At 63.8% G+C, this 13,141-nt stretch carries 15 protein-coding genes; 9 read left to right on the forward strand and 6 right to left on the reverse strand.

Annotated elements, in window-relative coordinates; translation table 11 throughout:
• Positions 1-10: 10 nt before the first annotated feature.
• The 3 genes from xseA to PCJ49_RS09575 form a co-directional block, all read right to left on the reverse strand.
• Positions 11-1,606, reverse strand: coding sequence for an exodeoxyribonuclease VII large subunit (gene xseA / locus PCJ49_RS09565; protein ID WP_269910732.1), 1,596 nt, complete (start codon positions 1,604-1,606; stop codon positions 11-13).
• Positions 1,607-1,703: 97 nt separating this feature from the next.
• Positions 1,704-3,617 carry an oligoendopeptidase F gene (pepF, locus tag PCJ49_RS09570; protein ID WP_269910733.1) on the reverse strand — a complete coding sequence of 638 codons (1,914 nt, stop codon included), beginning with the start codon at positions 3,615-3,617 and terminating at the stop codon, positions 1,704-1,706.
• A gap of 89 nt (positions 3,618-3,706) precedes the next feature.
• On the reverse strand, positions 3,707-4,210 hold the full coding sequence (locus tag PCJ49_RS09575; protein ID WP_269910734.1) for a hypothetical protein: 504 nt from the start codon (positions 4,208-4,210) through the stop codon (positions 3,707-3,709).
• A 97-nt stretch (positions 4,211-4,307) separates the two neighbouring features.
• Between PCJ49_RS09575 and PCJ49_RS09580 the strand changes: the two genes are divergently transcribed.
• From PCJ49_RS09580 to PCJ49_RS09600, 5 genes are all read left to right on the forward strand, one after another.
• Complete coding sequence (locus tag PCJ49_RS09580) at positions 4,308-5,204, forward strand: 4-(cytidine 5'-diphospho)-2-C-methyl-D-erythritol kinase (protein ID WP_269910735.1); 897 nt, start codon at positions 4,308-4,310, stop codon at positions 5,202-5,204.
• Between the two features lie 38 nt (positions 5,205-5,242).
• Positions 5,243-5,773 (forward strand): molybdenum cofactor biosynthesis protein B, encoded by a 531-nt coding sequence (moaB, locus tag PCJ49_RS09585; protein ID WP_269910736.1) that lies wholly within the window; start codon positions 5,243-5,245, stop codon positions 5,771-5,773.
• A 167-nt stretch (positions 5,774-5,940) separates the two neighbouring features.
• Positions 5,941-6,789 (forward strand): hypothetical protein, encoded by an 849-nt coding sequence (locus PCJ49_RS09590; protein ID WP_269910737.1) that lies wholly within the window; start codon positions 5,941-5,943, stop codon positions 6,787-6,789.
• A 44-nt stretch (positions 6,790-6,833) separates the two neighbouring features.
• Entirely contained in the window at positions 6,834-7,535 is a 702-nt protein-coding gene (ftsE, locus tag PCJ49_RS09595) for a cell division ATP-binding protein FtsE (protein ID WP_269910738.1), read from the forward strand.
• A 161-nt stretch (positions 7,536-7,696) separates the two neighbouring features.
• Positions 7,697-8,419, forward strand: a complete 723-nt coding sequence (locus PCJ49_RS09600) for a 16S rRNA pseudouridine(516) synthase (RefSeq protein WP_269910739.1) — start codon at positions 7,697-7,699, stop codon at positions 8,417-8,419.
• Between the two features lie 5 nt (positions 8,420-8,424).
• Here PCJ49_RS09600 and PCJ49_RS09605 read toward each other — a convergent pair whose 3' ends face one another.
• Complete coding sequence (locus PCJ49_RS09605) at positions 8,425-8,562, reverse strand: entericidin A/B family lipoprotein (RefSeq protein WP_089287997.1); 138 nt, start codon at positions 8,560-8,562, stop codon at positions 8,425-8,427.
• A gap of 72 nt (positions 8,563-8,634) precedes the next feature.
• On the opposite strand from PCJ49_RS09605, the gene PCJ49_RS09610 reads away from it, so the two are divergent.
• Positions 8,635-9,390 carry a TlyA family RNA methyltransferase gene (locus PCJ49_RS09610; RefSeq protein ID WP_269910882.1) on the forward strand — a complete coding sequence of 252 codons (756 nt, stop codon included), beginning with the start codon at positions 8,635-8,637 and terminating at the stop codon, positions 9,388-9,390.
• A 168-nt stretch (positions 9,391-9,558) separates the two neighbouring features.
• Here PCJ49_RS09610 and gmk read toward each other — a convergent pair whose 3' ends face one another.
• Positions 9,559-10,227 carry a guanylate kinase gene (gene gmk, locus PCJ49_RS09615; protein WP_089287996.1) on the reverse strand — a complete coding sequence of 223 codons (669 nt, stop codon included), beginning with the start codon at positions 10,225-10,227 and terminating at the stop codon, positions 9,559-9,561.
• A 236-nt stretch (positions 10,228-10,463) separates the two neighbouring features.
• Complete coding sequence (locus PCJ49_RS09620; protein WP_269910740.1) at positions 10,464-11,381, reverse strand: YicC/YloC family endoribonuclease; 918 nt, start codon at positions 11,379-11,381, stop codon at positions 10,464-10,466.
• 156 nt (positions 11,382-11,537) lie between these two features.
• Between PCJ49_RS09620 and PCJ49_RS09625 the strand changes: the two genes are divergently transcribed.
• The 3 genes from PCJ49_RS09625 to PCJ49_RS09635 all read left to right on the forward strand — a co-directional run bounded on the left by PCJ49_RS09625 (position 11,538) and on the right by PCJ49_RS09635 (position 13,133).
• On the forward strand, positions 11,538-12,299 hold the full coding sequence (locus PCJ49_RS09625) for an SDR family NAD(P)-dependent oxidoreductase (RefSeq protein ID WP_269910741.1): 762 nt from the start codon (positions 11,538-11,540) through the stop codon (positions 12,297-12,299).
• Positions 12,300-12,412: 113 nt separating this feature from the next.
• Complete coding sequence (locus PCJ49_RS09630; protein WP_269910742.1) at positions 12,413-12,868, forward strand: DUF2778 domain-containing protein; 456 nt, start codon at positions 12,413-12,415, stop codon at positions 12,866-12,868.
• Position 12,869: 1 nt separating this feature from the next.
• Complete coding sequence (locus PCJ49_RS09635; protein ID WP_269910743.1) at positions 12,870-13,133, forward strand: hypothetical protein; 264 nt, start codon at positions 12,870-12,872, stop codon at positions 13,131-13,133.
• The last annotated feature ends 8 nt before the right edge of the window (positions 13,134-13,141 follow it).

A 13,141-nucleotide genomic window follows, 5' to 3' on the forward strand; every position in this document is an offset into this window, starting at 1 on the left:
GATGAATTGGTCAGAACAGGCTGCCCTGTTCTTTGGCGGAGCGGGTGCTGCGCCTGCGTGCGGGCACGCGTTGGTCTCCCTCCGCTTCGGCCGGTGGGGGAGAGGTCCCGGCCTCACCGATCAGTGCTGCCACCTTGCCATCAGCAAAGGCGATAGCCACCGCCATGCCGGGGTGGGTGCTGTCTGCCCTGGTGACGGGCGCGCCATCCCCATCGGTGACCAGGGCGAATCCGCGCGCCAGCACCCCGCGATAGGAATAGCTCTCCAGCAATTGCGACAGGTTGGCCAATTTATCCCCGCCCGCGCGCAGGCGGGCGGCATAGGCGCGGTCCAGCCGGGGCGGCAGATCGGCCAGCCGCTCGGACGCCTTGCCCAGATCGCGGCGCAGATAATCCAGGTTCAGCCGCTGGGCCAGCGCCTGATAACGGCCATCGGCCAGCCTGTTGGCGGTGGCCAGCCCGGCGCGCAACCCACGCCCGCCGGTTTCCAGCCGCAGCCGGGCCATTTGCAGTACTTCACGCGGGTGGCGCAGCTTCAGTGCCAGCTGGCGCACGGCCACGCCCCGGCGTTCCAGCCCGCCGCGCATGGCCAGTTCCAGCCGTTCGGCCCGGTCATCCAGCCGCTGCACCAGCCCCTCCAGCAGGGCTTGCGGATCGCCCAGGCCCCGCGCCAGCCCGGCCACATGCTGGCGGCGCAATTCCAGCGCGCGGGTCATGCAGCCGTGCAGACGCCGACTGTCATCCAGCACCTGGGCCAGCAATTCGCTGCGCACCGGTACGGCCATTTCGGCGGCAGCGGTGGGGGTGGGGGCGCGGCGGTCGGCGGCAAAATCGATCAGGGTGGTGTCGGTTTCATGGCCCACGGCGGAAATCAGCGGAATCTGGCTGGCGGCGGCCGCCCGCACCACGATTTCCTCATTAAAGGCCATCAGATCTTCCAGGCTGCCGCCCCCGCGCGCCACGATCAGCAGATCGGGCCGGGGCACGCGGCCCCCCGCCTCCAGGCTGTTGAAGCCCTGGATGGCGCGGGCCACCTGGGCCGCCGCCCCTTCGCCCTGCACGGCCACGGGCCAGAGCAGGACATGGCGGGGGAAGCGGTCGGCCAGCCGGTGCAGAATATCGCGGATGACGGCACCGGTCGGGCTGGTGATGACGCCGATGGTGCGCGGCAGGAAGGGCAGGGGTTTCTTGCGTTCCGGCGCGAACAGGCCTTCGGCGGCCAGCCGGCGCTTGCGCTCCTCCAGCATTTTCAGCAGGGCGCCTTCGCCCGCCAGATCCATGCTGTCGATGACAAGCTGATATTGGCTGCGGCCGGGATATGTCGTCAGCTTGCCGGTGCAAATGACCTCCATCCCCTCTTCCGGGCGGATGGCCAGCCGGGCGACCACGCCCTTCCAGCAGACGGCCTCAATCACCGCCGCATCATCCTTCAGCCGCAGATAGAGATGGCCGGAGGTGTGGCGCTTGGGCTGGCTGATCTCTCCGCGCACGCGGACATAGCCGAACGCCTCCTCCACCGTGCGCTTCAGGGCGCGCGACAGGTCGCTGACGGACAGTTCGGGCAGGTTGCTGCCGGGGCGGGGGGGATCGGGGAGGAAATCGCTCATGATAGCCGGGATGATAGCCGGCTGGGCGGCACCGGGCCAAGGGGGAAGACACTTACCCCCGCCGGCAAAGACACCGGCGGGGGTAAGTGGACCCCTGTTACTTCTTTTCCGCCAACAGCTTCTCAACCTCATCCATGATCTTGTCCATGCGACGGATCAGGGCCTGATAGGGCACAGGGGTGGCCAGATCCACGCCCGCCTGCTTCAGCAACTGATAGGGATATTGCGAACCGCCGGCCTTCAGCACCGACAGGTAACGATCCCGCTCCTTCTCCCCGCCCTTGCCGATCTGTTCGCCAAAATAGGCCGCCGCCGCCATGGAGGTGGCGTACTGGTAGACATAGAAGGGACGGTAGAAATGGTTGACCATCTGCCATTCGGCACAATAGGCCGGGTCGATCTTCATCACCCCTTCCTTGTCGCCGTGATAGCGCTTCAGCAGGTCGCAATAGATCTCATTCATCTTGCGGCCCGACAGGGCTTCCCCACGTTCCATGGCGTCATGCGTGGCCAGTTCGAATTCGGCGAACATGGTCTGACGGAAGAAGGTGCTGCGGATGCTGTCCAGCTCATGGCCCAGGAAGAACAGCTTTTCTTCCCGCGTCTTGGCCCGGCCTTGCATGTAGTCGGCCAGCAGCACCTCGTTGGTGATGGAGGCAACTTCGGCCACGAACAGGGAATAGTCGGAGGTTTCATAGGGCTGGGCGGCATCGGCCAGCTTGGTGTGCATCCCATGGCCCCATTCATGGGCGAAGGTCGACACGCTGTCGAACGTATCCTGATGGTTCAGGAACACGAACGGATGCACGCCGTAAACACCGGTCTGATAGGCGCCGGGGCGCTTGGTATCCGACGGGTAGACATGCATCCAGCGGCCCTTCAGCGCCTCTTCCAGATTGCGGGCATATTCCTTGCCCAGCGGCTTGGTGGCGGCCAGGGTCAGGCTCTTGGCCTCTTCAATCGGGAACTTGCGGTCCAGCGCCACGATGGGCGGATAGATATCGTAATAGTTCAGATCGGGCAGGTTCAGCATCTTCTGCCGAATCTTCAGATAGCGGTGCAGGGTCGGCAGACCCTTGTTTGCCTCTGCCACCAGGGTGCGGTAAACGCTTTCCGGGATGTCGTTGGCGGCCAGGGAGGCGGCGACCGCACTGGGATAGTTGCGCAGCTTGGCCATGGCCACGCCGGCCTGGATGCGGTTGGCCAGCAGGCTGCCATCGGTGTTGGTGTATTGGCCGAACTTGCCCCAGAACGTATCAAAGGCCAGCTTGCGCACGGCCCGGTCGGGGTTTTCCCGCAGCTTGGAATAGCCCACCTGATTGACCTTCACCTTCGACCCGTCAGGCAGGGTGACGCTGGGCCAGTCAATATCGGAGCTGGTGAGCAGCTGATAGGTGGAGCCCGCATTGTACATGGCAGGGCCCACGGCAGCCAGGGCGGCCTCTGTCTCGTGGCCCAGGGTATGGGCCTTCATGCGCAACGTGTCGCGCAGGCCGACTGCGTGTTTTTCCAGCCCCTTGTCGGCCTTGATGAAGGCCTCCACCTTCTCGGCCCCCAGTTCCTGGATTTCCGGGTCCAGCCAGGCGGTGGCGGCACCGATATCAGCGTTCAGCTGACGCACGAGATTGCTGCCCTCTTGGGCGGCCTGATCGCGGGCATCGGTGCTGAACTGGGTGGACATATAGACCGACAGCCGGTTCATGCGCAGCCGGATGGCGGACAGTTTGTCCAGGGCGGTGCGCAGGCTGGCGGCATCCTTGCCCAGCGTGCCCTGCAGCGCTGCCAGCGAGGGCAGTTCGGCGGCAATGGCCTTGCGCTCCGCATCCCAGGCGGCGCGGTCCTTATAGAGGGTCGTCAAATCCCAGACATAGCGTTCATCCACCTTGGCCGTACTGGCGGCGGCGGCGGGTGCCTGCTGGGCCTGGGCGAAGCTGAGGGGGGCACATGCCGCAAACAGGGCAATGGCGGCGGCCCCGGCCAGACGGGTCCGCAAACGGGTGTGACTGTGCATGGGATTGCTCTTTTTCTGGTTGTCGGCTGGAAAGGCTGAACGAAAAGCGGGGTCGCGTTTGCCGCAGCCCCTTATGGTTTCAGGTGGTTTCAGGCGGTGGCGCCGTGCGGGGGCAGCGCCCGTGCCCGGCGCAGCAACAGAATTTGACGGGTGAAGACGGTGCCCATGGCCAGCGCGAACAGGCTGTCCGACAGCAGGCCGAAGCCATGTTCATCCGGGCTTTCCAGCCCCAGATGCCGCGCCCCCTGTTTCACCACCACCAGAGCGACGATGAACAGCAAGCCGGTGACGGTCAGCCGCGACATGGGCTGGCCGGTTTCCGGATCGCGGAACAGGTGGATATGCCGGACGGCATAAAGGCCGCAGCCGATGCCACCCAGCAGGGCCGCGATAATCGCCAGCCCACCCAGGCCGCTGACATGCGGCCCGACCATGATATGGCCATAGACATAGAAGGCGATGGCAAGGGTCAGCAGGCCCAGCACCAGCAAAATGGCCCAGCCGCGTACCCGGCGCGCGCTGCGGGTGCGGCGGGCCAGCAATAAAATGGCCAGACCGATGGCGAGATAGGGAATGAAAGGCTTCAGGTCCATGGCGTATCATCCCGCGTGGTGACAATCCTGGATATCGCGCCCTATTGGAAGTACCAAGTAAACAGTTTGCAACAGCCATTCGATGGGTCCGCCCGCCATGCCGTTGATCCGTGCCGCCGCCGCCGCGAAGCTTAATCTCTATCTCCATGTGCTGGGGCGTAACGCCGATGGCTATCACCGGCTGGACAGTCTGGTGGCCTTTGCCAGCGCGCATGATGTGGTGGAAGTGGCCCCATCCGGCTATTTTAGCCTGTCCATCCAGGGGCCCTTTGCCCTGCCTTTGTTGATGGAGGATACGGACAGCAATCTGGTGGCAAAGGCGGTGAAGGCGCTGGCGGCGGAACTGGGCCGGGCCCCCGATGTGGCGGTGACGTTGGTGAAAAACCTGCCGGTGGCATCGGGCATCGGCGGCGGGTCGGCCGATGCCGCCGCCGCCCTGCGCGCCCTGGCGGACTTGTGGGAATTGCCCGCTGATCATCCGGCCCTGGCGGCGGTGGCGCCGAAACTGGGGGCCGATGTGCCGGTCTGTCTGGCCGGGCGCACCGCCTATTTCGCGGAGACCGGCACGGTGCTGACCCCAGCGCCCGACCTGCCGGAAGCCTGGGTGGTGCTGGTCAATCCCGGCGCCGGGCTGCATACGGCCAAAGTGTTCGGCGCCCGCACCGGGGCCTATTCCAATGCTGACCGGCTGGACCCCATGCCGGATGATGTGGTTGAACTGGCCCGCGCGCTGCAGCAGCGCCGCAACGACCTGACGCTGGCCGCGCAAAGCCTGTGCCCGGCGGTGGCGGAGGTGCTGGCAGCCCTGGATGCCACGCCGGGCAGCCTGCTGGCCCGCATGTCGGGCAGCGGGGCCACCTGCTTCGGGCTTTATGCCGATGCGGAAACGGCCATGCTGGCCGCGCAGTTGATCACCCGCGCCCGCCCGCACTGGTGGGTGCAGGCGGCAGGGCTGGTGAATGATGTTTCTGATGTGGAGCGGGTGGAAGCCTGATCCTGCCCCTGTCCGCCCGTTTGACCGGAGGTGCCGCCATGGCCCGTATTGATGAAAGCCGCCCCTTCCTGCCCGTGAATATCGCCGTGCTGACCGTGTCGGACACGCGCGACCTGACGACCGACAAATCCGGCGACACGCTGGCGGAGCGGCTGACGGCCGATGGGCATAATCTGGCCGACCGCGCCATCGTGCGCGACGATGTGCGCGCCATTGTCGACCATCTGCGCCGCTGGATCGCCGATCCGCAGATCGATGTCGTCATCTCCACCGGCGGCACCGGCCTGACCGGCCGCGACGTGACGCCGGAGGCCTTTGAAAGCCTGTTTGAGAAGAAGATCGACGGGTTTGGCGAGATGTTCCGCTGGCTGTCTTTTGAGAAGATCGGCACCTCGGCCCTGCAATCGCGCGCCACCGGCGGGCTGGCCGGCGGTACCTATCTGTTTGCCCTGCCGGGCAGCCCCAGCGCCTGCCGCGATGGCTGGGACCTGATTTTGAAATGGCAGTTGGACAATCGGCATCGTCCCTGCAACCTTGTGGAGCTGATGCCGCGACTGACGGAAGTGTGAAAGCGGGAGTAGCTGTGGCAAAAACGGGCAAGCGACGGCCACCGCCATTGAAGGGGCCGCTGAAAACGGGTAACGATTCCGCGCTCGCGGGCCGCACCCCGCCAGGGGGACCGGAACCGGGGTGCGATCTGCAACAAGATCAAGGCTGGGCGCAGGAGATTACTGGAATGACGCGGACCTTCATCTCGATGGCGAAGACGGGTGGTCAGGGCAAGACCCTGACGGCGCAACTGCTTGTGCTGCAGCACGAGCAGAAGGGCGTGCCGGTCAAGCTCGCCGCCGCGGATAGCGACAGCCTGAACAACCGGTCCAAGTTCGGCCGCCTGTTCCACCATGTGAAGGAACTGGGAATCGGCGAAGACCTGACCAAGGTGAAAAGCTCCACCGACCCGAATCTGGCCATCAAATATTGGGATGAGTTCGGCCGCACCGTGCTGGAAGGCGGCTATATCATCGATGTCGGCGCCAATGTGGCCGCCGAACTGTTTGCCTGGGCAGAGGCGCGCAACGCCGGTTCCCTGCTGCGCCGCCGCAATTCCCCGCCCATCGATCTGGTGGTGACCACCAAGGCCGAGGGGCAGGCGATCGAGGATGCGCGCGCCCTGATCCAGTACAGCTTCGACAAGAATGAGTGGCTGCCCATCGGTCGCCGCTATGTGGTGCTGAACGAGGTGGCGGGCGGCTTCGGTGCCTATGAAAATGACAGCGCCTTCAAGCGGTTGAAGGCGTTCCAGAACATGGGCGTGCATATCGTCACCATGAAGCGCTGCGAAAGCGATATCTGGACCCTGCTGGAGCGGGAGCTGATTTCTGTCCGCGACGCGCTGAAGCTGACCGAGAATGACCTGGAAAAGCGGTTCGGCATTGATGTCTGGACCGGCCATAGCGGCCTGACCGACCTGAAATCCTGGGCTGAGGAGACGCTGGCTTCGTTTGAACGGGTGGGGCTGGTGCCGGTGCGCGAAAGCGTTCACGCTGGCTCGCCGGTTGAAGCGGTCGGCGCCGGCTGCGTTTAATATTCGCCCTGTTTTTCCAGGGTTGAAGCAAGGGAGCGTGCCGGGTGGTCCGTTTCGAGAATGTGGGATTGCGCTACGGCAATGGGCCGGAGGTGTTGCGCGACCTGAGTTTTGAGCTGGCCCCCGGTTCATTCCAGTTCCTGACCGGCCCCACCGGGGCCGGCAAATCCAGCCTGTTGAAGCTGTTATACCTGTCAGAGCGCCCGTCGCGCGGGTTGATCACACTGTTTGGCGAACAGCTTTCCAAGGTGCCGCGCGCCAAGCTGCCGGACCTGCGCCGGCGCATTGGCGTGGTGTTCCAGGATTTCCGCCTGCTGGACCATATGACCGTGTTCGACAATGTGGCACTGCCGCTGCGCATTGCCGGGCATGATGAAAAACATGTGCGGGAAGGGGTGGGCGACCTGCTGGCCTGGGTCGGGCTGGCCGACAAGCTGCACGCCCTGCCGCCCACCCTGTCGGGCGGTCAGAAACAGTTGGTCGCGGTGGCCCGCGCCGTCATCAACAGCCCGCAACTGATTGTCGCGGACGAGCCCACCGGCAATATCGACCGCGACATGTCGCTGAAAATCATGCGGCTGTTCATTGAGTTGAACAAGCAGGGCACCACGGTGGTGGTCGCCACCCATGATTGGGGCCTGATCGACCGCATGAAGCGCCCGATGCTGGAACTGTTTGAAGGCAAGCTGGCCGAGGCCTCCTGGTGGCTGAAACCCGGTGAGGCGCTGGAGCCGGCCCCGGTTTGAGGGCGCGCGCCATTTCTGCCAAATACCACCGTCACCCCGGCGCAGGCCGGGGTCCAGGTTCGTAGAGCAAAGCGCTTGTGGCCCCTGGACCCCGGCCTGCGCCGGGGTGACGGTAGAGAGAGCAGCGATTTTTACCATCATCACCCCCAAGGAATACCCCTATGCGTCTCGTCCGGCTGATCGCCAATCTGGGCTATGGCAGCCAGCGCGATGTGAAAATGCTGCTGCGGGAGGGGCGTGTCACCCGGCGCGACGGCACCGCACTGGCGGCCGATGACAAGGCCGACCATGGCGATATCCTGATTGATGATGAGCCGCTGGACCCGCCGCAGGGCACGGTGCTGATGCTGCACAAACCGGCCGGCTACACTTGTTCCACCAGCGATCCGGGCCGCGTCGTCTATGAATTGTTGCCGGAGCGGTTTGAATATCGCAACCCGATCATGGCCCCTGTCGGCCGGCTGGACCGCGACACGACGGGCCTGTTGCTGCTGACCGATGATGGCCAGTTGCTGCACCGCATCATCTCGCCCAAGGCCAATGTGCCCAAGGTCTATGAGGCGGAACTGGCCCGCCCGCTGACGGGGGAGGAGGCAGCGGTGTTTGCCAGCGGCACGCTGATGCTGAAATCGGAAAAGACGCCCCTGCTGCCGGCCAGCCTGGAAGTGCTGGGGGAGAAGCGGGCGCGGCTGACCATTCAGGAGGGGCGTTACCACCAGATCCGCCGCATGTTCGCCGCTGTCGGCAACCATGTGGAAAGCCTGCACCGCCACGCCGTCGGCGGGCTGGTTCTGGGCGATCTGGCAGAGGGGGAATGGCGGGAACTGACGGCGGATGAGGTGACGAAGATTTTCGCCGCCTCTCCCCCGGTCCTCACGGCGTAAGGGCCTTACTTCGCCCCGTTGGCGCCACTTTCGATGGCCTTGCCGGCGCTTTTGATGTCCTTGCCCACGCCTTCCACGGTATTGCAGCCGGAAAGGGAAAGGGCGGCGATGGTCAGAGATGCGAAGAGAATGACGCGCTTCATGTGGCTTATCCAGCTCGATAAGACTATTCCTGTGGCAGAATGATTACCACGAAGTCCAAGCCTATGTCCAAAGTGCCAAAAGTGAGGGTCGATCAGGCTTTGGTTGATCGCGGATTAGCCGAAAGCCGGTCCAAGGCCCAGGCCCTGATCCTGGCCGGGCTGGTCTATGCCGATACGCGCCGCATCGACAAGGCCGGCGATCAGGTGCCCGAAGATCAAGCCCTGCATGTCAAGGGCCAGGACCATCCCTGGGTTAGCCGGGGCGGGTTGAAGCTGGTGAAGGGGCTGGACCAGTTCGGCATCGATCCCACCGGCATGGTGGCGATGGATGTCGGCGCCTCCACCGGTGGCTTCACCGATGTGCTGCTGACGCGCGGCGCCGCCAAGGTCTATGCCGTCGATGTCGGCCATGGCCAATTGGCCTGGAAGCTGCGCGAGGATGCCCGCGTGGTGGTGATGGAGAAAACCAACGCCCGCCATCTGACCGCCGAACAGGTGCCCGATCCGCTGGATATCGTGGTCTGCGATGCCAGCTTCATCGGGCTGGAAACCGTGCTGCCGGCGGCCATGGCGCTGACGCGGCCCGGTTCCTTTCTCGTTGCCCTGATCAAACCGCAGTTTGAGGTGGGAAAGGGCCGCGTGGGCAAGGGCGGGGTGGTGCGCGAACCGGAACTGCACCAGGAAGTCTGCGACCGGATCAGCGCCTGGCTGGCCGCCCAGCCCGGCTGGACCGTGCTGGGCATCGCCGAAAGCCCCATCACCGGGCCGGAGGGGAACAAGGAGTTCCTGATCGGCGGCCGGCGGGAGGGGCTCCCAGCGGTTCAGTGACCGGCTGATGGTTTTTATTTATTATCAAAATCTTACTGCATCCTCACCGTCACCCCGGCGAAGGCCGGGGTGACGGTGAGGGGAATGGAAAGATCACGCTGACAAAGGTCAGCGTGAAAGAGAGAGATAGAGATTTTTCAGGCGTGCCTAACGGGTCATCTGTAGCTTTCAGCCCTGGCCCACCTGAAGCGCCCGGACGAATTCCGTCAGGCCCACCTGACGGCGGCGCTTCAGCCGTTCGGCGGTCAGGATGGCCTGCACGGCTGCCACGCTGACCTCCACATCCTCATTCACGATCACATAATCATATTCGGACCAGTGGCTCATCTCGTCATTGGCCTTGGCCATGCGGTGGGCGATCACCTCGGCCGTATCCTGGCCCCGGTTGGTCAGCCGGCGCTCCAGTTCCGCCGCGCTGGGCGGCAGGATGAAGATGCGCACCAGATCATCGCCGGCGGATTCGCTCAGCTGCTGGGTGCCCTGCCAGTCAATGTCGAACAGCACATCGCGCCCGGCGCGCAGCGCGTCTTCCACCGGCCCCTTGGGCGTGCCGTAATAGTTGGTGAAGACCTGGGCATGTTCCAGCAGCTCCCCACGCGCCACCCGCGCTTCAAACGCGGCCTTGTCGATGAAGTAATAATCCTTGCCGTCCACTTCCCCCGGCCGCATCGGGCGGGTGGTGACGGAAACCGACATGGACAGGTTGGCGTCCAGCGCCAGCATCCGCTTGGAAATGGTGGATTTACCGGCACCGGAGGGGGAGGACAGCACCAGCATCAAACCCCGGCGGCGAACCTGGGAACGGGCAGTGACGGGGGCGGCGGACGGGGTGGACATGGGGGAAGGGGGCCTTTGGTTGGGGGGATACATTCTCAGCGCCCGCCTTCACCGTCATTCCCGCGAAGGCGGGAATCCATACAACAGCACCATCATCCGAGCGCTTTCAAATTGAAGCGTTTGCTGGATTCCCGCCTTCGCGGGAATGACGGTGAAGAAGATGGCGACGTCGGTGAAGAAGAAAGACGCTGTAGTCTTGAGAAACGGCGGGCAAGAGGTGAACGGGTAGAACCCCCTCACTCAATATTCTGCACCTGCTCGCGGAACTGTTCGATCACGGCTTTCAGGTCCATGCCGATGCGGGTCAGATCCACGTCGGCGGATTTGGAACAGAGCGTGTTGGCCTCCCGGTTGAATTCCTGGCAGAGGAAATCCAGCCGGCGGCCGATGGCGCCACCATCGGCCAGCATGGTGCGGGCCTGGGCGATATGGGCGCGCAGCCGGTCCAGCTCCTCCCGCACATCGGCCTTGGCGATCAGCAAGGCGGCCTCCTGCGCCAGCCGTTCTTCCGCCAGGGCCGGCACGGCATCCAACAGGGCGGCGATTTGCTGGCGCAGGCGGCCGCGCAGGGCCTCGGGCTGCAGGCAGGCCGTGGCGGCGGCGGCATCGGTCAGCCGCTCAATCTCAGCCAGATGGTTCGTGAGCACTATGGCCAGATGCGCGCCCTCCGCCGTGCGGGCGGTGACCAGCCGGTCGATGGCGATCGTCACCGTGGCGGCGATGGACTTTTCCAGGGCGGCGCGCTCCTCCTCCGTCTCCTGCGTCTCCCCGCTGTCGATCACGCCGCGCACCGACAGCAGCGTGTCGATGGAAGGCGGCGGGGCGTCCGGCCCGGCAATCTCCCGCGCCAGTTCCAGCACCTGGGCCAGCAGGTCGCGGTTGATGCGCAGGGCACCGGTGGTTTCCGTTCGCGTCAGGTTGAGTGCCACATTCACATTGCCACGGGTGATGCGGGCTTCCACCGCCGCGCGGATGGCGGGCTCCAGCCCATCCAGCCCCTGGGGCAGGCGGCAGCGCAGGTCGCGGCCCTTGCCGTTGACGCTGCGCGCCTCCACCACCCATTGCACACGGGGGGCCGCGCCATCGGCGCGGGCGAATCCGGTCATGCTGGTGACAGCACCCTTGGCGCTGTTACGGGGGGCTTGGGCGTTCATGCGGAACCCTTGGGCGCGGGGGACAGGAAAAGTAAAAGGATTGCGGCGGTTTATATCGCCCTTGGCCGTCCTCAACAAGGGATGCCGGCAGGGAAAGGGTGACGTGGGCGGTGTGATTTGCTCCTATGACGTTTCCGTTTTTCAGGATGGCACCCCATGCGCAACCCCGCCCATATCATGATCACCGGCGCTTCCAGCGGCATTGGGGAGGCCCTGGCGCTGGATTATGCCGGCCCCGGTATCCGCCTGTCGTTGACCGGGCGGGATGCCGGGCGGTTGGCCTCGGTGGCCGATGCCTGCCGGGCCAAGGGGGCGCTGGTGACGGCGGATGTGCTGAACGTGGCCAGCCAATCCGCCATGGCGGATTGGCTGGCCGCCCGCGATGGCGAAGCCCCCATTGATCTGGCCATCGCCAATGCCGGCATTTCGGCGGGCAGCGGCGGGGCGGTGGAAAGTGCTGAACAATCGCGGGAGATTTTCGCCGTCAATCTGGATGGGGTGCTGAACAGTATCCATCCGCTGATCCCGGCCATGACAGCGCGGGGCAGGGGACAGATTGCCCTGATGGCCTCGCTCGCCAGTTTCCGGGGCCTGCCGGGGGCGGCATCTTATTGCGGGTCAAAGGCGGCGGTGCGGGTCTATGGGGAGGCGCTGCGCCTGGACCTGGCCCCGCAAGGTATCGGCGTGACGGTGATCTGCCCCGGCTTCGTGGTCAGCCGCATCACGGCCAAGAACCGCTTCCCCATGCCCTTCCTGATGCAGGCCGCACCGGCGGCCCGGCTGATCCGCCAGCGCCTGACCCACAACCCCGCCCGCATCGCCTTCCCCTGGCCCACCTATGCCGTCTCCTGGCTGCTGGGCGTGCTGCCGCCGGGGCTGGTGGATGGCGTGCTGATGCGGGCGCCGCGCAAGGGGTAATGCTTGGGGTTTGGTCGCTTATTCGCAAGCGCAGAGGAGGCGTGAATTTTTCTGCCCTAATCTACTTGATGGTTTCAGGCATCTGGTAGGCGGGTTCGATGAATTGGAAATTCATGCTGAACGATAAGGAGATGAGCCGCTTCTCCCATTTGGGATTTTCTGTTCCTGCCTTTTCCGACCGGCCAGGAAACATGAATAAATGTTCGGCCGCCTGCTTATTAAAGCAGGGACCGATCCCGCCCGGCACCTATTTCATCGTTGATCGACCTACAGGCGGGTTATTGGGGCGTGTGCGCGATTGGTGGAGCAATAAGTCGGATTGGTTGGCCCTTTTTGCGGACGATCAGGACATTGATGATTGGACACTGTGCCAGGAAGTGAAACGGGGAAATTTTCGGCTGCACCCGAAAGGTGTTCTTGGCATCAGTCAGGGATGTATCACCATTGAGAACCGACATGATTTCTACACTGTGAGAAACATGATCATGGCTTCCCCGCGCTTTGCCATCAGGAACCGGGAGTTCCTGGCCTATGGAAAGGTTGAGGTTATCTGTGGGGATGGGGGCTGAGATGAATTTCTGGGCCAGGAAAATTCTCATGATTTTGGGTGTTATGGTAGGGGCGCTGCTGATGTCATTTTTCTGGGTGCGCTACCCTGAGCTTTTTTTCATAATGCCGAACTTTATCGTAAATTTAATTGTTGATTATGGGGCTGGTTGCTGTGAGTTGGTCGCGGATTATGAGTTCTTGGTTGTTTTTGTTTTTTCACTTATATTTATCTCGATCTTTTTGTTTCTTCTTTTAGCGATAATGCGCTTTATCAGAGGCAAGTGATACGGGTG

The organism is Niveispirillum sp. BGYR6 (genome assembly GCF_027568365.1).
Classification (GTDB): Bacteria; Pseudomonadota; Alphaproteobacteria; order Azospirillales; family Azospirillaceae; genus Niveispirillum.

Coding starts and splice junctions, on each gene's coding strand:
- PCJ49_RS09590 (WP_269910737.1), top strand. CDS start 5,941: ATGACGCGGACCTTCATCTCGATGGCGAAGACGGGTGGTCAGGGCAAG.
- PCJ49_RS09635 (WP_269910743.1), top strand. CDS start 12,870: ATGAATTTCTGGGCCAGGAAAATTCTCATGATTTTGGGTGTTATGGTA.
- PCJ49_RS09630 (WP_269910742.1), top strand. CDS start 12,413: ATGCTGAACGATAAGGAGATGAGCCGCTTCTCCCATTTGGGATTTTCT.
- PCJ49_RS09620 (WP_269910740.1), bottom strand. CDS start 11,381: ATGAACGCCCAAGCCCCCCGTAACAGCGCCAAGGGTGCTGTCACCAGC.
- pepF (WP_269910733.1), bottom strand. CDS start 3,617: ATGCACAGTCACACCCGTTTGCGGACCCGTCTGGCCGGGGCCGCCGCC.
- PCJ49_RS09580 (WP_269910735.1), top strand. CDS start 4,308: ATGCCGTTGATCCGTGCCGCCGCCGCCGCGAAGCTTAATCTCTATCTC.
- moaB (WP_269910736.1), top strand. CDS start 5,243: ATGGCCCGTATTGATGAAAGCCGCCCCTTCCTGCCCGTGAATATCGCC.
- PCJ49_RS09600 (WP_269910739.1), top strand. CDS start 7,697: ATGCGTCTCGTCCGGCTGATCGCCAATCTGGGCTATGGCAGCCAGCGC.
- PCJ49_RS09575 (WP_269910734.1), bottom strand. CDS start 4,210: ATGGACCTGAAGCCTTTCATTCCCTATCTCGCCATCGGTCTGGCCATT.
- PCJ49_RS09605 (WP_089287997.1), bottom strand. CDS start 8,562: ATGAAGCGCGTCATTCTCTTCGCATCTCTGACCATCGCCGCCCTTTCC.
- xseA (WP_269910732.1), bottom strand. CDS start 1,606: ATGAGCGATTTCCTCCCCGATCCCCCCCGCCCCGGCAGCAACCTGCCC.
- gmk (WP_089287996.1), bottom strand. CDS start 10,227: ATGTCCACCCCGTCCGCCGCCCCCGTCACTGCCCGTTCCCAGGTTCGC.
- PCJ49_RS09625 (WP_269910741.1), top strand. CDS start 11,538: ATGCGCAACCCCGCCCATATCATGATCACCGGCGCTTCCAGCGGCATT.